Origin of the sequence: Mycobacterium simiae (genome assembly GCF_008370645.1) — a bacterium.
Lineage (GTDB): Bacteria > Actinomycetota > Actinomycetes > Mycobacteriales > Mycobacteriaceae > Mycobacterium > Mycobacterium simiae_A.
The window spans coordinates 22022-44479 of sequence record NZ_VTZN01000005.1; the positions used below are offsets into that span (position 1 = coordinate 22022).

General features: G+C 64.6%; 23 protein-coding genes. 13 read left to right on the forward strand and 10 right to left on the reverse strand.

The window, feature by feature from the left end; genetic code table 11:
* Positions 1-120: 120 nt before the first annotated feature.
* The 6 genes from F0Q45_RS01840 to F0Q45_RS01865 form a co-directional block, all read right to left on the reverse strand.
* Positions 121-1173, reverse strand: a complete 1053-nt coding sequence (locus tag F0Q45_RS01840; RefSeq protein ID WP_149652283.1) for a hemolysin family protein — start codon at positions 1171-1173, stop codon at positions 121-123.
* Positions 1170-2540 carry a hemolysin family protein gene (locus F0Q45_RS01845; RefSeq protein WP_149652284.1) on the reverse strand — a complete coding sequence of 457 codons (1371 nt, stop codon included), beginning with the start codon at positions 2538-2540 and terminating at the stop codon, positions 1170-1172. The genes F0Q45_RS01840 and F0Q45_RS01845 overlap by 4 nt, the downstream gene beginning before the upstream one ends.
* 172 nt (positions 2541-2712) lie before the next feature.
* Positions 2713-4149, reverse strand: coding sequence for a GuaB1 family IMP dehydrogenase-related protein (locus tag F0Q45_RS01850; RefSeq protein ID WP_149652285.1), 1437 nt, complete (start codon positions 4147-4149; stop codon positions 2713-2715).
* Between the two features lie 15 nt (positions 4150-4164).
* Positions 4165-5616, reverse strand: coding sequence for an NADP-dependent phosphogluconate dehydrogenase (gndA, locus tag F0Q45_RS01855; protein ID WP_149652286.1), 1452 nt, complete (start codon positions 5614-5616; stop codon positions 4165-4167).
* A 122-nt stretch (positions 5617-5738) separates the two neighbouring features.
* Entirely contained in the window at positions 5739-6689 is a 951-nt protein-coding gene (locus F0Q45_RS01860) for a M56 family metallopeptidase (protein WP_149652287.1), read from the reverse strand.
* Positions 6690-6703: 14 nt separating this feature from the next.
* Positions 6704-7120 (reverse strand): BlaI/MecI/CopY family transcriptional regulator, encoded by a 417-nt coding sequence (locus F0Q45_RS01865; protein WP_149652288.1) that lies wholly within the window; start codon positions 7118-7120, stop codon positions 6704-6706.
* A 326-nt stretch (positions 7121-7446) separates the two neighbouring features.
* Between F0Q45_RS01865 and F0Q45_RS01870 the strand changes: the two genes are divergently transcribed.
* From F0Q45_RS01870 to F0Q45_RS01900, 7 genes are all read left to right on the forward strand, one after another.
* The gene (locus F0Q45_RS01870; RefSeq protein WP_149652289.1) at positions 7447-7878 is read left to right on the forward strand and encodes a PaaI family thioesterase; all 432 of its coding nucleotides are present in this window, start codon (positions 7447-7449) and stop codon (positions 7876-7878) included.
* Between the two features lie 64 nt (positions 7879-7942).
* Positions 7943-8245, forward strand: a complete 303-nt coding sequence (locus F0Q45_RS01875) for an urease subunit gamma (RefSeq protein WP_149652319.1) — start codon at positions 7943-7945, stop codon at positions 8243-8245.
* Entirely contained in the window at positions 8242-8553 is a 312-nt protein-coding gene (locus F0Q45_RS01880; protein WP_149652290.1) for an urease subunit beta, read from the forward strand. The genes F0Q45_RS01875 and F0Q45_RS01880 overlap by 4 nt, the downstream gene beginning before the upstream one ends.
* Positions 8553-10274, forward strand: coding sequence for an urease subunit alpha (locus F0Q45_RS01885; RefSeq protein ID WP_149652320.1), 1722 nt, complete (start codon positions 8553-8555; stop codon positions 10272-10274). The genes F0Q45_RS01880 and F0Q45_RS01885 overlap by 1 nt, the downstream gene beginning before the upstream one ends.
* Positions 10274-10909 carry an urease accessory protein UreF gene (locus F0Q45_RS01890; RefSeq protein ID WP_149652291.1) on the forward strand — a complete coding sequence of 212 codons (636 nt, stop codon included), beginning with the start codon at positions 10274-10276 and terminating at the stop codon, positions 10907-10909. Before F0Q45_RS01885 ends, F0Q45_RS01890 begins: the two co-directional genes overlap by 1 nt.
* Before the next feature lie 10 nt (positions 10910-10919).
* Positions 10920-11591 (forward strand): urease accessory protein UreG, encoded by a 672-nt coding sequence (gene ureG / locus F0Q45_RS01895; protein WP_149652321.1) that lies wholly within the window; start codon positions 10920-10922, stop codon positions 11589-11591.
* A gap of 9 nt (positions 11592-11600) precedes the next feature.
* Positions 11601-12332 (forward strand): urease accessory protein UreD, encoded by a 732-nt coding sequence (locus tag F0Q45_RS01900; protein WP_149652292.1) that lies wholly within the window; start codon positions 11601-11603, stop codon positions 12330-12332.
* Here F0Q45_RS01900 and F0Q45_RS01905 read toward each other — a convergent pair.
* From F0Q45_RS01905 to F0Q45_RS01915, 3 genes are all read right to left on the reverse strand, one after another.
* A complete protein-coding gene (locus F0Q45_RS01905) occupies positions 12238-13623 on the reverse strand; it encodes an NAD(P)/FAD-dependent oxidoreductase (RefSeq protein ID WP_149652293.1) in 1386 nt (461 codons plus the stop codon). The two genes, F0Q45_RS01900 and F0Q45_RS01905, sit on opposite strands and share 95 nt — an antisense overlap.
* 137 nt (positions 13624-13760) lie before the next feature.
* A complete protein-coding gene (locus F0Q45_RS01910; protein WP_149652294.1) occupies positions 13761-14684 on the reverse strand; it encodes an LLM class F420-dependent oxidoreductase in 924 nt (307 codons plus the stop codon).
* A 40-nt stretch (positions 14685-14724) separates the two neighbouring features.
* Complete coding sequence (locus F0Q45_RS01915) at positions 14725-15402, reverse strand: SDR family oxidoreductase (protein WP_149652295.1); 678 nt, start codon at positions 15400-15402, stop codon at positions 14725-14727.
* 288 nt (positions 15403-15690) lie between these two features.
* On the opposite strand from F0Q45_RS01915, the gene modA reads away from it, so the two are divergent.
* Together modA and F0Q45_RS01925 are read left to right on the forward strand one after the other, a co-directional pair.
* Positions 15691-16458: a molybdate ABC transporter substrate-binding protein gene (gene modA, locus F0Q45_RS01920; protein WP_149652296.1), complete on the forward strand. Its 768-nt coding sequence runs from the start codon at positions 15691-15693 to the stop codon at positions 16456-16458.
* A gap of 9 nt (positions 16459-16467) precedes the next feature.
* Positions 16468-17271 (forward strand): ABC transporter permease, encoded by an 804-nt coding sequence (locus tag F0Q45_RS01925; protein ID WP_149652297.1) that lies wholly within the window; start codon positions 16468-16470, stop codon positions 17269-17271.
* Between the two features lie 12 nt (positions 17272-17283).
* Here F0Q45_RS01925 and F0Q45_RS01930 read toward each other — a convergent pair whose 3' ends face one another.
* A complete protein-coding gene (locus F0Q45_RS01930) occupies positions 17284-18120 on the reverse strand; it encodes a class I SAM-dependent methyltransferase (protein ID WP_223163862.1) in 837 nt (278 codons plus the stop codon).
* A gap of 168 nt (positions 18121-18288) precedes the next feature.
* Between F0Q45_RS01930 and F0Q45_RS01935 the strand changes: the two genes are divergently transcribed.
* The 4 genes from F0Q45_RS01935 (at position 18289) to F0Q45_RS01945 (ending at position 22406) form a co-directional block, all read left to right on the forward strand.
* The gene (locus tag F0Q45_RS01935) at positions 18289-19746 is read left to right on the forward strand and encodes an NAD(P)/FAD-dependent oxidoreductase (RefSeq protein ID WP_149652298.1); all 1458 of its coding nucleotides are present in this window, start codon (positions 18289-18291) and stop codon (positions 19744-19746) included.
* 22 nt (positions 19747-19768) lie between these two features.
* Positions 19769-19945 (forward strand): hypothetical protein, encoded by a 177-nt coding sequence (locus tag F0Q45_RS27455; protein WP_188112748.1) that lies wholly within the window; start codon positions 19769-19771, stop codon positions 19943-19945.
* 295 nt (positions 19946-20240) lie between these two features.
* On the forward strand, positions 20241-21344 hold the full coding sequence (locus F0Q45_RS01940; protein WP_149652299.1) for a sulfate/molybdate ABC transporter ATP-binding protein: 1104 nt from the start codon (positions 20241-20243) through the stop codon (positions 21342-21344).
* Between the two features lie 63 nt (positions 21345-21407).
* Complete coding sequence (locus tag F0Q45_RS01945) at positions 21408-22406, forward strand: alanine and proline-rich secreted protein Apa (protein WP_149652300.1); 999 nt, start codon at positions 21408-21410, stop codon at positions 22404-22406.
* Positions 22407-22458 lie beyond the last annotated feature (52 nt).

A 22458-nucleotide genomic window follows, 5' to 3' on the forward strand; every position in this document is an offset into this window, starting at 1 on the left:
GTCACGGCGCGCCCACGCCTGGACCGCGGCAAAGCCCGGCGCCCTACCGACCGGCCGCTGGCAACATATGCGGGTAGCCCGGTTGCCGCAGGTACCCCGCCAACCGCAGGCCGCGGTAGGTCAATCCCAGGCCGCCTTGTCCCGCATGGTGCCGACTAAGTCCTCCACCAGATCCTCGAGCGCCACCATTGCAACCACCGCGCCGTCGTCGGAGGTTACCAACGCCAAATGGCTATTGCTGCGCCGCATCCGTGACAGACCATCAGGCAGCGGCAGTGCTCTGGGCAGCTGCGGCAGCGGACGGACCGCACCCAGGTCGATAACTGTTCGCGGATCGTCGCCAAGTGCCAACACATCTTTGATGTGTAGGTATCCAAGGAACTTGTCGTCGTGGTCCAACACCGGGAACCGCGAGTAGCCGGTATCGGCCAAGGCCTGTTCGACCGCACCAATCGTGGGCCCAGAACCCGCAACAGCGGGCCGTACGACCCGAACTCTGGCGAGCGGGACTGCGACATCGCCGACCACCCGGGTGCGAATCCGCAGTGCGCGGGTCAGCCTGGTGTGCTCCTCGGGATCCAAGAGACCTTCGGACACCGATTCGGCGATCATCTCGGACAGTTCCACCGTGGATACCGTGATATCGAGTTCATCTTTTGGCTCCACGCCCATTGCCCGAAGTATTGCGTTTGCGCACTTGTTATACACGTGGATGAGCGGGCGGGCCGCGCGCACGTAGGGCAGGTAGATCGGCACAAGCAACATGGCCGTCCGTTCCGGACCCGCCAGCGCGATGTTTTTTGGCACCATCTCACCCAATAGCACGTGCAGCGTCACCACGATGGCCAGTGCGATCGCGAAGGACAACGTGTGCATCAACCGTGGATGGATACCCGCCAGCCCGAACAAGGTGTGTAGCAACTCGCCCGCCGCTGGCTCGGCGATGCGGCCAAGCAGGATCGAGGACACCGTGACGCCCAGCTGCGCTCCCGCCAACATCGACGGCAATTGTTCGCCGGCTCGGATCACGATCACCGCACTCGTCCGGCCCTGCTCGGCCAACGCCTCCAGGCGGTCCCGGCGGGCCGAAATCAGTGCGAACTCTGCTCCAACGAAAAACGCGTTGGCTCCGATTAGCAGGACCGCCAACGCTATTGCCAAGCCGGGGCTCATTGATCGCCCCGTCCTGCGCCGGTATCGCCGTGGGCGCCAAGCTCGGCCAACTCGAGTTGGTCGATCCGGCGGCCGTCCATCTGAACAACCGTGGCCCGCCAGCGCACCGTTTGATCGGGCAGGCCGTCCTGATCCAATGCGGGAAGGTCAACCGTTTCGCCGGCCTCCGGAAGGTGTCCCAGCTCTCGAAGTACCAAACCGCCGATCGTCTCGTAAGGCCCCTCGGGGGCTCGATACCCAATGGCGGTCGCCACTTCGTCGATGCGCAGTAGGCCCGAGACCCGCCATCCGCTACCGGCCGCCACCACATCTGGGGTCGCGTCATCGTGTTCGTCGCGGACATCACCGACGATTTCTTCGATCAGATCTTCGACAGTGACCATGCCCGCCGTGCCGCCATACTCATCGACAACCATCACGGTCTGCAGCGGGTTGGCCCGAATCTCGGCCAGCACTGCATCCCCGTCCAGCGTTGACGGCACCGCCGCGACCGGTTTCGCGATCGTCGTCAATCGCGTACCCGCCCGTTTGGCCGGCGGAACTTCGAACGCCTGCTTGACATGGACGATGCCGACCGTCTCGTCAAGGTCACCTTGCACGACGGGGAAACGGGAAAACCCCGACGTGGCGACTGCCTCGACCAAGTCAGCGATAGAGTCATCGGTCTGCAGCGCCACGATCTTCGACCGCGGAGTCATCAGTTCCTCGGCTGTCAGCGCGCCGAACTGCAGCGATCGGCGCATTAACGACGCGGTGGAATCATCCAGTGAGCCGCTGCGCGCGGAGGAGCGCACCAGCGACACCAATTCTGGCGGTGTGCGGGCAGACCGCAATACCTCGGCTGGTTCCAGGCCCAGCCGGCGCACGATCCAGTTTGCGGCGCCATTAGTCAACCGGATTGCGGGCGTGAAGAGCACCGAAAATAGCCACTGGGGAAGCGCTACCGACCGAGCGGTGCGCAGCGGCCGCGCTACAGCCAGGTATTTGGGGACCAGTTCACCAAACACCATCGACAGCGATGTCACGACTACCAACGCCAAAAACACCGTGACCGCGTCGGCTAGCTGATCGGATATGCCGATCACCGTGAGAGCTGAATATGGCAACGCGTCAACCAACGGTTCGGTCAAGTAACCAGTCGCCAGGGTGGTGATGGAGATACCCAACTGCGCGCCCGACAGCTGGAACGACAACCTGCGGTGTGCACGCAGAATGAACCGGTCCCGGGTGTTGCCGCCCCGGGCATTCGCCTCGACGGTGCTGCGGTCGAGCGCAGTCAAGGAAAACTCGGCCGCGACGAAAACCGCGGTGCCGACGGTGAGCGCCAAGATCGCCACAATGCTCACGACGGTGCCGGTGAACATCATGGGCAGCCCGGGTGTCGTGCTGGGGACGGCCTGCCCCGGAAGCCAACGGCTTCGGCGGGTGCCTGTGGCACGTCACACCTTTCGCTCGGTCCTGCAGCGCGGCGCGGCAGGAGTGAAGTCCATATGGTAACGAAACCGTCTGGCACGACCCAGTCCTCGCAGTCGCGGCTTTTCACCAGCCGGCAGGCAGGGGATGACCCTCGGCGAACCCCGCCGCCGACTGCACACCGATCACGGCCTGCTCGTGAAGCTCCGCCAGGTTCAATGCACCAACGTAAGTGCAGGTGCTGCGTAGCCCGGACGTGATGTGGTCGATCAGGTCCTCGACGCCCCCGCGGTGGGGATCAAGTTCCATCCGTGACGCCGAGATGCCCTCTTCGAACAACGCCTTGCGGGCGCGGTCGAAGGCGCTCTCCGCGGTGGTTCGAGCGACTACCGCCCGCTTGGACGCCATCCCGTAGCTTTCCTTGTAAGGCTGGTCGTCGTGGTCACGCATGAGGTCGCCCGGAGACTCGTAGGTGCCGGCGAACCACGACCCGATCATGACGTTCGACGCGCCCGCTGCCAGCGCCAGCGCGACGTCACGAGGATGGCGAATACCGCCATCGGCCCAGACGTGGCCGCCGAGCTGCCTTGCCGCAGCGGCGCACTCGACCACCGCGGAAAATTGTGGGCGTCCGACGCCGGTCATCATCCGGGTGGTGCACATGGCGCCGGGGCCAACACCCACCTTGACGATGTTCGCTCCGGCGCTCAGCAGATCTCGCGTTCCTGCTGCCGACACCACGTTCCCCGCTGCCAGCGGCACACCCAAGCCCAGCGCCGACACCGCGCTGATGGCATCCAGCGTCTTAACCTGGTGCCCGTGTGCGGTGTCGATGACCAGCACGTCGACGCCTGCCTCGACCAGGGCATGGGCCCGGGCGGCCACCTCGCCGTTGATGCCGACGGCCGCACCGACCCGAAGCCGGCCAGCATTGTCAGTAGCCGGCGTGTAGATACCGGCGCGGATGGCGCCGGTGCGAGTCAACACTCCCGCCAATGTGCCGTTCGCGGTAGTCAGTACCGCGACGTCGATGGGGGCGTGCTCTAGCAGGTTGAAGATCTTGCGCGGCTCGGTGTCCATTGGAGCGGTCACGAAGTCCGGTGCGGCGATATCGCGCACCCGGGTGAAGCGGTCCACACCCAGGCAGGACGACTCCCGTACCAAGCCAATCGGGCGGCCCTCGAACACCACCACCGCCACACCGTGCGCGCGCTTGTGAATCAGCGCCATGGCATCAGAGACCGAGTGATCGGGCTCCAGCACTACCGGGGTGTCGAGCACCCGGTCACGGCTTTTGACGAACTGCACCGTCTGAGTCACGGCTGGTATCGGCAAATCCTGAGGCAAGATCACGATGCCGCCGCGACGGGCCACCGTTTCGGCCATCCGCCGCCCGGCTACCGCGGTCATGTTGGCGACGACCACCGGAATAGTGGTGCCCGAGCCGTCGGTAGTCGACAGATCCACGTCCAACCGCGATGCCACCTCCGAGCGATTCGGCATGATGAACACCTCGTTGTACGTCAGGTCGTACCCGGGTCTGTGCCCGTCCAGAAACCTCATTGGTGATGCAACTCGCTAGGCCGATACTTCGCTTCGGTCTCCACTCCATTGGGTGTGGAACTTACCTGGTTCGTCGATCCGCCCGTAGGTGTGCGCGCCGAAGAAGTCGCGCTGAGCTTGCGTGAGTGCGGCTGGCAGCCGCTCGGTGCGCAGCGCGTCGTAGTACGACAGAGCCGACGAGAACCCGGGGGTTGGAATACCCAGCTGCGCGGCGGTCGACACTACCCGCCGCCAGCTGTCGATGCCCGATTCGACCGCGCCGCGGAAATAGGGCGCGACGAGCAGACTAGCCAGTTCAGGCTCGGCATCGAACGCTTCCTTGATGCGGTTGAGGAACTTGGCCCGGATGATGCAGCCGCCACGCCAGATGGTCGCCAGGTCGCCTGGTGTGATGCCCCAACCGAACTCGGCGCTACCGGCTTGAATCTGGTTGAAGCCCTGTGCGTAGGCCACGATCTTCGAGGCGTACAAGGCTTGGCGGACGTTTTCGGTGAAGGTGTCAGGATCGGTGGGCTTGTCGCCGAGCTGTCCAGCAGCCAGCCCGCGCGCGGCCGCACGCTGCTCCACGGCTCCCGATAGTGCACGGGCGAAGACTGCCTCAGCGATCCCGGTCACGGGGACCCCGAGGTCCAGGGCGGACTTGACCGTCCAGCGGCCGGTGCCTTTTTGTTCGGCTTGGTCGAGGATGACGTCAACGAGTGGCTTTTTGGTTTTGGCATCGGTTTGGCGGAGCACCTCGGCGGTGATCTCGACCAGATAACTGTCTAGGTCTCCCTTGTTCCACTCGGTGAATACGTCGGCGATCTGCGGGGCGCTCAACCCCAACCCGTCGCGGAGCAGCTGGTAGGCCTCGCCGATGAGCTGCATGTCGGAGTACTCGATGCCGTTGTGCACCATCTTGACGAAGTGCCCAGAGCCGTCCGGTCCGATGTGGGTGCAGCATGGCACACCGTCGACATGCGCGGAGATTTCCTCGAGCAGCGGGCCCAGCGATTCGTAGGATTCGGCAGGTCCGCCGGGCATGATCGACGGCCCGTTGAGGGCCCCCTCTTCGCCGCCGGAGATTCCAGCCCCGACGAAGTGCAGTCCACGTGCGCGCATCGCCTTTTCCCGCCGAATGGTGTCGGTGTAGAGCGCATTACCGCCGTCGATGATGATGTCGCCGGGTTCCATGGCGGCGGCGAGCTCGTTGATAACAGCGTCGGTGGGGTCGCCGGCCTTGACCATGATCAGCACGCGCCGCGGAGGCTGGAGCGTCGCCAGGAATTCCGGGATGGTCTCCGAGCGCACAAACTTGCCCTCCGACCCGTGCTCTTTCAGCAGCGCATCGGTTTTGGCGACAGACCGGTTGTGCAGGGCCACGGTATAGCCGTGCCGGGCGAAGTTCCGGGCGATGTTCGAGCCCATCACGGCCAGGCCGGTGACGCCGATCTGCGCAGTGGCGGTGATCGATTCCGACGAACTCATGTCTCGCCTCTCGGTCGGGCCGGGTCAAATTGAGGAACGGGTGCCGGGGTTCTTCGGCGAAGTCTCTCCGACCCACTGTGGCACAGGGGCGTCGCGTTGCTTCACGGTGTGTCGTCCTGCGTTTAGCGGCTGAACAGCCGCTGCAGCTCGGTGAGCCACGGTACGGCCAGCGCAACGGTGGGCACCACCAGTACCGCGGCCGCCGCCAGGTATGCGGCCGCGGACAACGCCAGGCTGTTGGGGCGGCCCGACAATCGCCGCACCCGCAGCACCGTGCTGGGACCTCCCGCGGCCAGCGCGCCAGACGGCGCTCCCGAAGCCGCGCAGGCGACCAGAGCCCGGGCCAGCGGTGCTCGACCAGCAGCGCGCACGGCGGCGTCGTCGGCCAGCAGCTCCACAAGTAGCTGCACCGCGCGCAGCGCGTTGGCGCTGCGGACCAGCCGCGGGAAGGCCGCGTGCACCGCGGTGAAAGCTTCCAGCACGAGGTCATGGCGGGCACGCAGATGTGCCCGTTCGTGGGTGAGGATTGCCGCGACTTCGTCGCTGTTCAGCGTGTTTAGTGTCCCTTCGCTGACCACGACCCGGCTGCGCACGCCAGGCAGGCAATACGCAAGCGGTTGCGCGACGTTCAATACCCGCAGGTCGCGCGTCCGCGCGCAGGGCTGCGTCAGCGCTGTGCCGTGTCCCACGCCGACCAGGTCGACCACCATGCGGTGGTGGGCTCGGCGTCGGCGAGTGGCGATGCCCACTCGCACGACGGCAACCATCAGCCGCACCCCGACCAGCACGGTAAGTGCGAAGACAGCAAGATATGCCGCCCAGAGCGGCCAGCCGAGCCGGCTGTGAGCGTCGACAACGCCGGCGGTGGGCCGCCCGTCCGCGCCGGGCATGAGCAGCCGGCTAGCGATCGCGATGCCCGCGCTGAACGCTGAAAGCACCGCGGCCAGGGCGATGGCTTGCCACAGCACCATCACCGCGCGCGGGGCGCGCAGGGGCCACACCGCTCGGGCCAACAAGGCTGGTGTCGGGCCAGCCAGCAGCACCGCGAGGAGGGTGAAGGCCAGCGCTGACACGCTGCTAGTTTCCCTTAGTTCTCCGCCGGAGCGCTAGCGGTTGGCCCAACGCGATGGCTCGCTTCCAACTCGGCCAAAGCACGCCGAAGCGCTGCTGCCTCGTCGGCGCCGACCCGCTCCACGAAGTGGACCAGTGCGGCCTGTCTACTACCGGAGTCCTCGGCCTGGGCCAGCGCATCGACCATGAGACCCGCGACCAGCTCGTCGCGCCCGTGTACGGGCGCGTAGCGGTGGGCCCGATCGTCGCGGAGTTGGGAAACCAGATTCTTTTTCGCCAACCGCTGCAGAACGGTCATCACGGTCGTGTAGGCAAGGTCTCGTCGCGCCGACAACGCGTCGTGAACCTGGCGAACAGTTTGGGGTTCCGGCGTGGACCATAGATGATCCATGACGGCGCGTTCCAAATCCCCCAGCCGCATCAGTTTGGCCATAGTTCGTTATCTCCATCAGCGTTGAGACCAGCGTACTCCCGCTTACTACTGGGTGTCGTACGCACTGCCCACGGAAGTCGGAATCGGCCGCGGCGGTCTTCGCACTGCGATGCTTGCGAAATTAGGGCAGCCTTGCCTATGCTGAAGGGCGGTCGAGCAGAAATGGCCGCGCCGGAGTCCTGAGGGCTGCAGTGACCCCCGGTCTACTCGATCGGCGAGCCCCGTGTCTGCTGCACGGGGCTCGCCTGTTTCTGATCCAACGGTGCCCGGGCGCTAACCGACCTACGGGGATCGGCCCGAGACGCCTATGGTGTAGACACAAGAACGTGCCATCGCCGCCGCGCCCGGATGCCTCCGTTATCCCGCCGAATTTCGACGCCCCGTTTGACACCCAATTGGGTCTGCAGTTCACCGAACTCAGCCCCGATGGCGCCCGCGCGCAGCTCGAGGTCCAACCCAAGCTGTTGCAGCCCATGGGCATCGTGCACGGTGGTGTCTACTGCTCGATGATCGAAAGCATGGCCAGCACGGCCGCATTCACCTGGCTTAGCGCCCATGGCGGCGGCGGCGTGGTCGGCGTCAACAACAACACTGATTTCTTGCATGCCATCCGGTCCGGGATGGTGTACGGCGTCGCCGAACCATTGCACCGGGGACGGCGCCAGCAGCTGTGGCTCGTCGTCATCACCGACGACACGGATCGGGTAATAGCCCGGGGTCAGGTGCGGCTACAAAACCTGGAGCCGCCCGCCGGATAAGGGCTGAACGTGGCTCAGGGTGTCCGGGTGTCAATCCCATCATGGCGTGGCAGGATCAGAGGTCATGCGTCTTTCGCCGCACGAGCAAGAGCGGTTGTTGCTGTCTTATGCCGCTGAGCTGGCCCGGCGGCGCCAGGCGCGCGGCTTGCGGCTCAACTACCCCGAAGCGGTGGCGATGATCTGCGACCACGTTCTGGAAGGCGCCCGCGACGGCCGCACGGTCGCCGAGTTGATGGTCAGTGGTTGTGCTGTGTTGGACCGTGATGACGTGATGGAAGGGGTGCCGGAGATGCTCGCCGACGTACAGGTGGAGGCGACCTTCCCAGACGGCACCAAATTGGTCACCGTCCACCACCCGATCCCGTGATTCCCGGCGAGATCCGCTACGGCGTTGGCGACATCGAGATCAATGCGGCCGCGCCACGCCTAGAGATTCAGGTCGTCAACAACGGTGACCGCCCGGTGCAAGTCGGAAGTCATGTCCATTTCCCGCAGGCCAACCCGGCATTGGCGTTTGATCGTGCGGTCGCACACGGCTATCGCCTCGACATTCCGGCGGCCACTGCGGTCCGCTTTGAGCCCGGCGTGCCGCAGATCGTCGCGCTGGTTCCGCTGAGCGGGCGGCGCGAAGTGCACGGGCTGACCCTGAATCCGCCCGGACGGTTGGACGTGTGATGGTCCGGCTGTCGAGGGAGCGCTACGCGCAGCTATTTGGCCCGACCACTGGCGACCAGATTAGGCTGGCCGACACCAACTTGTTGGTGGAGATCACTGAAGACCGTTGCGGCGGGCCGGAATTGGCCGGGGACGAGGCGGTGTTCGGCGGGGGAAAGGTGCTGCGCGAGTCGATGGGCCAGGCACGGGCCACCCGCGCCCAGGGCACGCCCGATACCGTGATCACTGGTGCGGTGATCGTCGACTACTGGGGAATTATCAAGGCCGACATCGGTATTCGCGACGGCCGCATCGTCGGGATCGGTAAGGCCGGCAATCCGGACATCATGGCCGGCGTGCACCGGGACCTGGTAGTGGGGCCGTCCACCGAGATCATCGGCGGCCACGGGAGAATCGTGACCGCAGGTGCCGTCGACTGTCACGTGCACCTCATCTGTCCGCAAATCATCATCGAAGCACTCGGGGCCGGCATCACCACCATCGTGGGCGGCGGCACCGGGCCTGCTGAAGGCAGCAAGGCCACCACGGTGACGCCTGGGGAATGGCACCTGGGCCGGATGCTGGAAGCTTTGGATACCTGGCCGGTGAACTTCGCCTTGCTCGGCAAGGGCAACACCGTGAACCCGGACGCGTTATGGGAGCAATTACGCTGTGGTGCATCAGGTTTCAAGCTGCACGAGGACTGGGGGTCGACGCCGGCGGCAATCGACACCTGCCTGACCGTAGCCGAGGCCGCCGGAGTCCAGGTAGCACTGCATACCGACACCCTCAACGAGACGGGTTTCGTCGAAGACACCCTCGCGGCGATCGCTGGTCGTGGCATTCACACCTACCACACCGAAGGCGCCGGCGGCGGGCACGCACCTGACATCATCACTGTCGCATCACACCCGAATGTGCTGCCTAGTTCCACCAATCCCACCCGCCCGCACACCATCAACACACTCGACGAGCACCTGGACATGTTGATGGTGTGTCACCACCTCAACCCCCGGATCCCTGAGGACTTGGCGTTCGCCGAGAGCCGGATTCGCCCCTCGACCATGGCCGCTGAAGACCTTCTGCACGATATGGGCGCGATCTCAATGATCGGCAGCGATTCCCAGGCCATGGGTAGAGTCGGCGAGGTGGTGCTGCGCACCTGGCAGACCGCGCATGTGATGAAGGCCCGCCGCGGAGCGCTGGCCGGCGACGAAGCGGCCGACAACACCCGGGTCCGCCGCTATGTCGCCAAATACACCATTTGCCCGGCCATCACGCACGGTTTGGACCATCTCATCGGCTCAGTGGAGGTGGGCAAGCTGGCCGACCTGGTGTTGTGGGAGCCGGCGTTCTTCGGAGTCCGACCACATGCGGTGATCAAGGGCGGTGCGATCGCCTGGGCGGCGATGGGTGACGCGAACGCGTCGATACCAACCCCGCAACCGGTGCTGCCCCGGCCGATGTTCGGCGCCGCCGCCACAGTAGCGGCGGCCACCTCGGTGCACTTCGTGGCGCCACAGTCCATCGAGGCACACCTAGCAGACCGGCTCGCGGTCAATCGACCGCTAGCGGCAGTGGCCGATGTGCGCGCTCTCGGCAAGGCCGACCTGCCGCTCAATGACGCGCTGCCCAACATCGAGGTCGACCCCGACACCTTTACCGTGCGCATCGACGGCGAAGTCTGGCCAGCCCAGCCGGCCGCCGAACTTCCTATGACACAACGGTATTTCTTGTTCTGATGGCCCCGCTCGCGACGCTTCTGACTCTCGCCGATTCGCGACTGCCCACCGGCGCCCACGTGCATTCCGGCGGACTTGAAGAGGCCGTCGGTAGCGGCACGGTGACCAACTTGGTCACCTTGGAAGCGTTCCTCAAACGACGAATCCGAACCCACGGGTTGGTCACGGCCTCAATCGCGGTCGCGGTACAACTGGGCGATCTGGCTCTCGATGACGCCGACCAGGAAACAGACGCCCGCACACCGGCTCCCGCGGCTCGAGAGGCATCACGCAAGCAAGGCCGTGGACTGGTTCGGTTGGCCCGACTGATCTGGCCGGACCCGACGTGGGACGATCTGGGCCGCCGGCCGCATCTGGCGGTGGCAGCCGGGCGCGTGGGCGCGCTGAGTGGCCTGCCCACCGAAGACAATGCGCTGCATGTCGTTTACACCACGATGACCGGCTCAGCCACGGCCGCCCAGCGGCTGCTGGCGTTGGATCCCGCGGAGGTGGCCGCATTGACCTTTCGACTATCCGGACTGTGCGAACAGACCGCGGTCGAGGCGACCGTTGGACTGGCTGACTTGTCTGATCCGCTGCTCGACACGTTGGCGCAGCACCATGCCGAGCGTGAGCGTCCGCTCTTCTTTTCTTGAAAGGCCCTACGTGACAACACATTCGCACGCTCATCCGCATTCTCATACCGACCGGCCCAAGCGGGTCCGCCAACAAGGCGAGCCGCTGCGCATCGGCGTCGGAGGTCCAGTCGGCTCCGGAAAGACAGCGCTCGTTGCGGCGCTATGCCGGCAATTGCGCGACGAGCTGTCGGTGGCGGTGCTGACCAACGACATCTACACCACTGAGGACGCCGACTTCCTACGCAAGCATGCGGTCCTGCCCGACGACCGGATCGCCGCGGTACAGACCGGCGGCTGCCCGCACACCGCGATCCGCGACGACATCACCGCGAACCTGGACGCCATCGATGACCTGATGGCCGCGCACGATGCCCTCGACCTGATCCTGGTCGAGTCCGGAGGCGACAACCTCACGGCCACCTTTTCTTCGGGCCTGGTGGATGTACAGATCTTCGTCATCGACGTGGCCGGTGGCGACAAGGTGCCGCGCAAGGGCGGGCCGGGGGTGACCTATTCGGATCTTCTGGTAGTGAACAAGACTGACTTGGCTCCCTTGGTGAACGCCGACCTGCAGGTGATGGCCCGCGACGCCGGCGCGGTACGCGGTGGGCGGCCAACCGTACTGCAATCGTTGACCGAGGACCCGGCGGCGACCAAAGTGCTGGAGTGGGTTCGCGCTCAACTGGCCTCGAACGTTTAGTGGCGGCTGATGCACTCCCAGGTCGTGCTGGTCGCGACGCGTAACCGCTTGCCGCGCATCGAATACCGCGGCGGCATTGCGGCCCGTTGCATCGCGCCCGACACCGTATATCTGCTGTCGACGGCGATGAATCCGCTGGGCGGTGACTCCGCCAACATCCGGGTGATCGTGGAGGAAGACGCTAGGCTGCGGCTACGCAGCGCAGCGGCCGCCGTGGTTCTGCCCGGCGCCGAAACATCAACATCGAGGTCCAGCTGGGACATCGAGGTGACCGGAACCCTTGATGTAGACCTAGCGCCGACGGTCGTTGCCGCCGCGGCCAGGCACATAACGAGCGTGGTGCTGAACCTGCACAGCGCGGGTCACATCCGCTTTCGCGAGCGCGTGCAAATCGGCAGATGCGGTGAGGAGGAGGGGTTTTGGTCGGGGTCACTGCACGCCGACCGAAATGGTCGTCCAATGCTGCGCCACCGGGTGGAACTGGGCGCCGGATCGCTGGCCGATGACGTCATAGCGGCGCCCCGTGCCACCATCAACGAGCTGCGCTATCCGGCAACAACATTCACTGCCGCCAGGCATGGTGCCACGCTGCTAACACTGGCCGGCGGAGGCACGCTGAGCACATGGCAGGGTGATCGGTTACCGGCTAGCTCGCCCTCTTCGCCGCCGGGCGATGCGCCTCGGCGGCCAACACTTCCAGCTGTTCAAGCCGAGTGCGGGCGAAGGCCTGCTGCTCGGTGATAGTCAGCTGGCCCCGTCGAGTACTCAGAAACGTCACCGTCCACGACAGCAGCGTGCTGACCTTTGTTTTGAACCCAACCAGGTAAACCAGGTGCAGGACCAGCCACGCCAACCAGGCAATGAAGCCGCTGAGTTCCAGCGGACCGATCTTGGCCACCGCCGAAAACCTAGACACCGTCGCCATAGAGCCCTTGTCGAAGTACTGGAATGGCTCGCGCTCGGCGGGGTCGGCCCCAGCGAGCTCAGCCTTAATCGTGCTAGCGACATACTTGGCGCCTTGGATGGCGCCTTGCGCGACACCCGGCACTCCGTCAACGGCAGCCATATCGCCGATGACGAAAACGTTCGGGTGGCCAGGAATAGACAAGTCGGGCAGCACCTGGACTCGGCCAGCCCGGTCGAGCTCAACGGAGGATTGCTCGGCTAGATCCCGGCCCAAATGGCTGGCCTGAACTCCGGCGGACCACACCTTGCATGCTGATTCGATGCGCCGGATAGTGCCGTCGGAGTCTTTCACGGTGATGCCGTTGCGGTCGACGTCGGTGACCATGGCACCCAGCTGAATCTCCACGCCCAACTTCTGCAACCGAGCGGCCGCTCGCGCGCCCAACTTCTCGCCGAACGGCGGCAACACCGCCGGGGCCGCGTCGAGCAGTATCACCCGCGCCTTGGTGGAGTCGATATGCCGGAAAGCGCCTTTCAAGGTGTGGATGGCCAATTCAGCTATTTGCCCCGCCATTTCAACGCCGGTGGGTCCGGCCCCAACGACGGTGAACGTCAGCAACTTGGTACGCCGCTCCGGGTCGCTTGAACGTTCGGCCTGCTCGAACGCGGCAAGGATCCGGCCCCGCAATTCCAGCGCGTCGTCGATCGACTTCATACCCGGCGCGAACTCGGCGAAATGGTCGTTGTCGAAGTACGACTGGCCTGCCCCCGCAGCGACGATCAAGCTGTCGTACGGGGTCTCGTAGGTGTGGCCAAGCAGCTCCGACACAACGCACTGCTTGGCCAGGTCAATATGGGTGACGTCGCCGAGCAGCACTTGAACGTTGCGCTGCCGGCGCAGAATCACACGGGTGGGTGGGGCAATGTCTCCTTCGGAGACGATGCCGGTCGCGACTTGGTAAAGCAACGGCTGGAAGAGGTGATGTGTTGTACGCGCGATCAGCTTGATGTCAACGTCAGCTCGCTTGAGCTTCTTTGCCGCATTGAGTCCGCCGAACCCAGATCCGATGATGACTACGCGATGCTTTGGACGGGGTTCAGCTGTGGGTTCCTGCTGGGGACTCATCTTCCGCTGCTCCTGACGGGATCTCCTCGACGGCAAACTACAGTTAGCTACCACGGTAGCCAACCGTCGGCGCGCCCGCCCAGGCACTCACCTGTGTATTTAGCCACACTCAGCGAATTGCGCTGGTGGAAGCGTGTTTACCGACCGAGTAGGGGCCGCATCGCCTCGGCAGCAGTGGTGATGAGTCCGGGCGTGTAGCCCTGCGCAGCGAGGTTGATGATCACACCGTCAATGCCGACGTCGAGCACTTTTGTTTGAACTTGGTCAGCGATCCGAGCCGGGCTGCCTATCACCATGCGCCTGCTCATTTCGGCGGGGAGCTGATCTGGTTTGGCCTTTTCGTCGATCACCACCGTCAACATCACACTGGTCTCCAGCGTCGACGGATCTCGGCCGGTTTCTTGGCACCGAGCGAGAACGGCCGCCATCTTTCGAGGCAGTTCATCAAGCGGCGCGACAATGTTGAGATGGTCGGCCCAGCGGGCGGCGATTCCGAAAGTCTTCTTTTCACCGCCACCACCGATCAGGATGGGGATGCGGTCACGGTAACGCGGCTCTGCCAGCGCGGATTCGGTGGTGTACCAAGCCCCCGAGACTGTGGGCCGCTGGCCTTTGATCATCGGGTCGAGAATCTGCAACGCCTCCTCGAGTCGGTTGAACCGATCGGTAAAGGTACCGAACTCGAAACCGAGCTGGCGATGCTCGAGTTCATACCAGCCGGCGCCGATGCCGAGGATTGCCCGGCCGGCGCTCACCACGTCCAGAGTCGTGATGATCTTGCCCAGCAAGGCCGGGTTGCGGTAGGTGTTGCCGGTCACCAAGGTGCCCAATTGCAGCCGATCGGTGGCGGTGGCCAATGCGCCGAGGGCCGTGTAAGCCTCTAACATCGGCTGGTCAGGCGTTCCCAAGATGGGCAGTTGATAAAAGTGGTCCATCAGAAAAAGCGAGTCAAAGCCGGCGGCCTCGGCTTCGCGCGCCTGGGCAATGACTGACGGGAATAGTTTTTCGACGGTAGAGCCGTAAGAGAAGCTAGGGATCTGAAATCCAAGCTTGATCGCCACGGTGTCTAGCGTAGCGATCAGGTCGGCTGACGCACTGCGCCTAGCCGAAGTGGGCCAGTGCGCCGTGACTTACATGCAGTGTCTGGCCGGTGATGTGGCGAGCCGCAGCCGTGGTGAGAAAAAGCGTCAACCGGGCGATCTCGGCCGCTACGGGGGCGGGTGCGCGGGAAAGACCGTCGTAACCGGGCTGCACGCCACGCCCGCACGCAACCACGTTGACCGTGATACCGCGGGTGCCGTAGATCTCGGCCTGTCCGGCAACCCAATTGGAGAGTGCAGCTTTGATCGCTGCGTCGACGCTGCCCGCGGGCGGGTTCTCCGCGACGACGCTGATGATGGAACCGCCCGAGCGCAGATGATCACCCACACATTGGACTGTCAGTACCGCCGAAAGCACGGTTGCGTCGAGCGAATTGCGCCATGCGGTAGCGGTGTCGGACAGGGCATAAGCCCGCGGGTCACCGGCATTCCAGGTGGGCGCCGGCACAGTGACGATGGTGTCCAGGTGATGGGGGAAAAGACCGCGAACCTCGGTCAGGCTGGCTGGGTTGGTGGTGTCGCAGACGATGGCATCCGCGTCGAGCTCCTTGGCAACAACCTCGAGGTCATCTGCGCGGGCACCTACCAGAGTCACTGTGTGACCGTCGTCGCGAAAACCCTCGGCCACCGTGCGCCCCAAATCGGTATCCCCGCCAGTAACGAGCACCTCCACTGCCATGACCTCCTCGTGTTCAACGCTGAACCCAGACCCCTGGTTGGCCAGCGCATGCTCGCACTCGGCGCGCCAAACATGTTCTTGACGGTTTACACATCACGGAACCTTGCCTGGTATCTCAGCGCGATCGGCGTCAACCGGAATACATGTTACTGGACAGTAGCTATTAGGCGAAATTCCCGCACCGCTACGACGCGCAGGTGATTTACCGAACTCTTGGGATGAAAGGGCACATTCGGCCGCGCATTCCTGGCGACTTGGGGCTGAGCGCTGCGCTGTTAAGTTTGACCAATGCGTCGGGTCGGATTGCGCGCCGGTTTGGTATCGATGCTGGTGGTGGGCAGCCTGTCGGCGTGCCATCCGAACTCGCAGCCGTCCCATGGCGCGGGGTCAATTGTGGTGTTTGCGGCTGCCTCGCTGAAGCTTGCCTTCACTCAGATCGGCGAGCAGTTCAAGCAGGTCAACCCTGGCGTCGGCGTCGACTTCGATTTCGCGGGCTCGTCGGAACTGACGACTGCGCTGGCCCACGGCGCGATTGCCGACGTCTTCGCCTCGGCAGACAGCGCGCCGATGGACACCGTCGCCAAGGCCGGATTGGTGGCCGCCGGTCCGACGAACTTTGCCGCTAACACGCTGGTCATCGTCACCTCGCCGGGAAATCCGAGGCAGCTTGGTTCATTTGCGGACCTGGCAAGACCGGGGCTCAGCTTGGTGATCTGCCAGCAACCGGTGCCCTGCGGATCGGCCACCCGGCGCATCGCAAATACCACCGGGGTACGCCTCCATCCGGTGAGCGAGGAACTCAGCGTGACCGAAGTCCTGAATAAGGTCATCACCGGAGAGGCGGATGCTGGGCTGGTCTATGTCACCGACGCACTCGGCGTCGGCAGCAAAGTGACCGCCGTCAAGTTCCCTGAGGCCGCCGGCGCAGCGAATGTGTATCCCATCGCGGTTCTGAAGAAGGCGCCGCAGCCTGCAATGGCGCAGAAGTTCGTGACCATGGTGACGACTGGGACGGGTCAGCAGATCCTAAATCGGTCCGGATTTGTGAAGCCCTGACGAGCTGCTGTGCACCCGACAACGGATCTGCCCCGCTGGGTTTACCTCCCTGCCGCAGCGGGGACGGTTTTCGTGGTCTTGCCGCTAATCGCGATTGGCGTCAAGGTCGATTGGCCAAATTTCTGGTCGCTGATCATCAGCGCGTCGGCAAAGACAGCACTTCTGCTGAGCCTGAAGACTGCCACCGCGAGCACTGTCCTGTGTGTGTTGCTGGGAGTGCCGATGGCGTTGGTGCTGGCCCGCAGCCGGGCGCGGTTGGTGCGGCTGCTGCGACCGCTGATCCTGTTGCCGCTGGTCCTGCCGCCGGTTGTGGGTGGAATCGCGCTCCTCTACGCGTTCGGCCGGCTCGGCTTGCTCGGACAGTACCTAGCGGCAGCCGGTATCAGCGTCGCCTTCAGCACAGCAGCAGTGGTGCTAGCACAGACCTTCGTCTCGCTGCCGTTCCTGGTGATATCCCTCGAGGGGGCGGCTCGCACCGCGGGAGCCGACTACGAGGTGGTGGCCGCGACCCTGGGGGCGCGACCAAGCACCGTTTGGTGGCGGGTCACCCTGCCGCTGCTGTTGCCGGGCGTGGTGTCCGGAGCGGTGCTGGCATTCGCTCGGTCGTTGGGGGAGTTCGGCGCGACGCTGACGTTCGCCGGCTCTCGGCAAGGCGTCACCCGCACGCTTCCGCTGGAGATCTACCTGCAGCGAGTGGACAATCCAGATGCGGCGGTCGCATTGTCACTGCTGCTGGTCGCGGTGGCGGCGCTGGTCGTGTTCGCCCTGGGAGCCCGAACGTTGACCGGGATCACCGGCACTGACACCAGATAAATCCGCTGTCTATCAGCCGAATTCGAGCAGCGCATACACGCCGCGGAATCGTTTCGTTGGCGGGAACCGCCAGAAGGCGGGATAGAGGGTCCGAAAGAACAGACCCCTCCCCTTGGGCATCGGCACGTCGTGCACCGCCTTGACTCCAGACATGGTGTTGACCAGATCAGTCAGCTGATTGACCGAGAGGCTGAACGGCATCGGCGGTACCCGGTAGCGCTTGGAAGAACGCATGCCTTTCGGTGCGACCTTTTTGACGAAGGTCGGCGGTAGATCGAAGAACATCTGCCCGCCGGGAAAACGCGTGGCGCACTCAGCGATGAGGTGCATCGCCTGTGATGGCTGTAGGTACATGAGAAAGCCCTCGGCAGTAATGAAAACGCCATCGCCGCTTTCGACGTGGTCCATCCAGCTGTAGTCCAGGGCCGATTGCGCAAGGTTAGTGATCCGCCCGGAACGCGGCAACAGGCGCTGGCGAAGGTCGATCACCGGCGCCAGATCAACTGATAACCAGCGGAATTGCGCAGTCGGTAGTGCGCTGCTCACGCGCCAGCAGCTAGTTTGAAAACCCTCGGCCAAAGCAACAACGGTGGCGTTGGGTCGCTTCGCGAGGTACGTGACCGCGCACCGATCGACCGCTAACGAGCGAAGTGCCATCTCTTGGCCCCTGCGTCCAAACTTTGCGAAGTCGAAATCAATGCGCTCGACAAGTTCAATCGCCATCGGGTCGTTGATGATCGCGTTGGGCCGCCCAGCCTGATAAGCCCGCCCGTTGAGGGTTAGCAGTGCTGTTTCCGATACGCCGCTTAGCATGCTGGCGTCGATCTTGTCGTTGGCTGGAATACTCATCATGCCAACCTTAGCTGGGACAAGTACTGCGAAATCTTCGGCGGATCGCCCTGGGTTCGTCGGACGACTGCAATTGACAACAAGCCTCGCCGCCTCACCCTTCATACCCCTAGGGGTATATACTGAAGGCTTGCCGCCGCTTTGGGCCACCCTAACCAAGGAGCATCCATGGCACGAGTCGTTATCCTCGGAGCCGGCATCGCCGGGCATACTGCCGCGCTCCACCTGCGCCGATGGCTTCCCCCGGCCCATGAGGTCGTCGTCATCTCGCCGAATGCCGACTGGAACTGGATTCCATCGAACATCTGGGTCGGCGTCGGCCGGATGGAACCGGCCAAGGTCCTGATTCCACTCAAGCCGATCTACAAGCGCAAAGGCATCCTCTTCCACCAGGCGCTGGCGACCGCCATTCGCCCGGAGGGCACTGGTGAGCAGGGATCGCCGACGGTGGACTTTACCTATACCGATGAGGCACGCTCCGGCGAGACCGGCAGCCTTAGCTACGACTACCTGATCAACGCCACGGGCCCACAGCTGAACTTCGCGGCCACGCCCGGCCTCGGGCCTAACGGGCACTCATTCTCGGTATGCACCGCTGCCCACGCCGCCGAGGCTGCCAAGGCGCTCGAGGCGGTCATTGCCAAGCTGCAGGCCGGCCAGACACAACGCCTAGTCATCGGCGTCGGCCACGGCACCTGCACCTGCGAAGGCGCGGCGTTTGAGTACACCTTCAATGTCGAGCACACGCTGCGCTCGGCCGGGGTAAGGGGCCTGGCCGAGGTTGTCTACCTCACCAACGAATACGAGCTGGGCGACTTCGGCGTCGGTGGGATGAGCTTCGTCGAAAAAGGCTTCATGCAGTCCAGCCGGCTGTGGACCGAGTCGCTGTTCCGCGAGCGCGGCGTGAAGGCCATCACACAAGCCCACGTGCACGAGGTGATGGACGGCAAGTTGCGATACGAGCAGCTCGACGGCAAACAACACGACCTCGACTTCGACTTCGCGATGCTGCTGCCGCCGTTCAAGGGCGCCAGCCTGGCCGCGTACGACAAGGACGGCAACGACATCACTGCCACTCTCTTCGCGCCGTCAGGCTTCCTCAAGGTCGACGCGGATTACTCGGTCAAGCCGTACGAGCAGTGGTCGGCCGAAGACTGGCCGCACACCTACGAGTCCCTCGCCTACCCAAACATCTTCGCGCCGGGAATCGCGTTTGCGCCGCCACACCCGATCTCCCGCCCGCGCAAGAGTGCAGCCGGGACAGTCATAACGCCCAGTCCACCGCGCACCGGCATGCCGTCGGGCATCATGGCCAAGACTGTCGCCCAAACCATCCGGGACCGGATTACCAAAGACGCCGCGGCTCCTGCCCATTGTGCTTCCATGGCGACTATGGGCGCTGCGTGCATCGCGTCGGCCGGTACCGGCTTGCGCGCGGGCTCAGCCGCCGCGATGACGATGTTCCCGGTCGTGCCAGACCCGGTGCGGTATCCGCAGACCGGCCGTGACATCGCCGGAACTTCCGGCGAGCTCGGCCTGGCCGGCCACTGGATCAAGGTGCTACTGCACTACCTATTCATCTATAAGGCCAAGGCCAGGCCGTTCTGGTGGCTGATCCCTGAATGACCGAAGATTGGAGAGCGCTCCCATGGATGACGACAACATCTACTCGGAGGTGGACGTCCGGACCGCCGAACGCATTGCCGACGCTCCGCTGCCCACCCGTGCGAAGCTTCGGATGCGTCAGAACCTCTTCGTCCAGTTTTGGCGTTTCACGCGCATCAATCTCAGGATGATGCGGATCATTTTCAGCGGACACGGTTGACCTGCCCCGCGCCGGCGCCCAATCACTCACCGCGCCGAGATTGCCACCGGGGCTGTGCTCACTGAGCCGACCACAACCGTCACTGCAATCTCGGCGTAGCGACTGGCTGTGCTGCGGTCGATAGCGTCGCTTATGGTGTGAGCCATGTGCCGCAGCTGTGTGATTGACATGCCGCGGCGGTGGCAGCCGGGCGGCAGCTCGACCTGCCAAAGCCGTTGACCGACATCGTGCCGGGGGCAGTGCTGTGGTTTCTGGCACGGTGGCACCGCTCGCGATATCAGGTGTGTAACCGGCCTTGAGCGGATTGCAGCTGCGCGCGTTCATCACCGGCCGTCTGAACGTTGAATTCTCAGTGTCGGCAGGCGAAGTGCTGGCCATCCTCGGCCCCAACGGTGCCGGCAAGTCCACCGCCCTGCATGTCATCGCTGGGTTGGTGCGGCCCGACACCGGCCTGGTGCGCCTGGGAGACCGCGTGTTGACAGACACAACTGCCGGGATCAATGTGGCGACACACAACCGCCGGGTCGGGCTGCTCCTGCAGGACCCGCTGCTGTTTCCACACATGAGCGCGGCCGCCAACGTGGCATTCGGGCCGCTCAGCCGTCGCCGGATGTACCGGTTCAGTAGCGCCCGACAGAAGCAAGCAGCACTGCGCTGGCTCAGCGCGGTGGACGCCGATCAGTTCGCCGACCGCAGGCCGCGGCAACTATCAGGTGGTCAAGCCCAGCGGGTCGCCATTGCGCGGGCACTAGCGGCGGAACCCGACGTGCTGCTCCTCGACGAGCCGCTGACCGGGCTCGATGTAACGGCGGCCGCGGCGACCAGGGCGGTCCTGCGCAGCGTGGTAACCGACACCGGGCGCGCTGTCGTGCTGATAACCCATGACCTGCTGGATGTGTTGACGCTGGCTGATCGAGTGCTGGTGCTGGAATCCGGGAAGATCTCCGAGATCGGCCCGGTGGCCGAGGTGCTCGGCGCGCCCCGGAGTCATTTCGCGGCTCGCATCGCGGGTGTCAACCTGGTTAGCGGGACCATTGGACCTGACGGCGCGCTGCAAACCCCCTCCGGCGCTCACTGGTACGGCAAGCCGACCGGGGATCTCAGCTGCGGTCAAGATGCCATCGCGGTGTTCCCGCCGACTGTCGTGGCGGTGCACCAGGAACGGCCCCACGGCAGCCCCCGCAATACGGTGGAAGTCACCGTATCTGAGTTGCAGACCCGCGGACCCGCCGTCCTGGTTCGCGGTCCAGACCAGCCCGACGGCGCGCCGGGCCTGGCCGCAAATATCACCATTGACGCCGCCGCCGAGTTGAAGCTAACGCCCGGCACGTCGGTCTGGTACAGCATCAAGGCTCATGAAGTGGCGCTGTACCCGGCACCGCACCGATCGCGCACCTAAAGCGATGGGAGACACCGGGTAGGCCATCCTTGCTTCACGGCAATAACGCGGTAGGTTGTCGCCATGCATCAGGTGGACTCCAACACGAGATGTCGCAACGGACTGCGGGCCGCCCTAGCGATCGCCGCGGTGTGCGGTGCTAGCGTCCTCACCCTTGCTCTGCCCGCGACCTCCAGCGCAGACCCCGAGCCGGCGCCGGCGCCGGCAACTACGAGCGCTGTGCCGCCGCCATCGACCAGCGCAGCGACACCGGCTCCGGCGCCGGCCACGACAACCACTCCGGCTGCGCCGGGCACCCCGTCTACACCGAATGCCCAACCAGCAGACCCGAACGCGATACCGCCGGCCGACCCCAATGCGCCCACACCTGCTGTCGACCCGAACGCACCCGAGCCAGGGCGGATCACCAACGCCGTCGGCGGATTCAGTTTCGTCGTGCCCCCCGGCTGGGTCGAGTCAGACGCCTCCCACCTCGACTACGGGTCGGCGCTGCTGAGCAAGGTAACCGGCGAGCCGCCCACCCCCGGGCAGGCGCCCCCGGTTGCCAACGACACTCGCATCGTGTTGGGGCGGCTGGACCAGAAGCTATATGCCAGCGCTGAAACCACCAATCCGAAAGCAGCAGTTCGGCTGGGCTCGGATATGGGTGAATTCTTCTTGCCCTACCCCGGCACGCGAATCAATCAAGAAGCCATTCCCCTCAACGCCAACGGATTATCGGGAAGCGCGTCGTATTACGAAGTCAAGTTCAGCGATCCGGCCAAGCCCAACGGCCAAATCTGGACCGGCGTGATCGGTTCACCCACGAGTGCGCCGAACGCGGGACCGCCTCAGCGCTGGTTTGTGGTGTGGCTTGGGACCGCGAACAACCCGGTAGACAAGGGAGCAGCCAAGGTTCTCGCGGAGTCGATCCGACCTTGGACACCGCCGCCTGCCCCCCCACCAGGCGAGACCGCAGCCGAACCGGGAGCACCGGCGCCGGCGCCCGCACCGGCCCAGGCTCCCGCCGCTGGAGTAACTCCCGCCACCACGCCGACACCGCAGCGGACCCAACCGGCGTAGTCGCCCGGCGGGAGTGGGTGTCGCCGCGAGATCGACCTCACCGTCGTTTAGC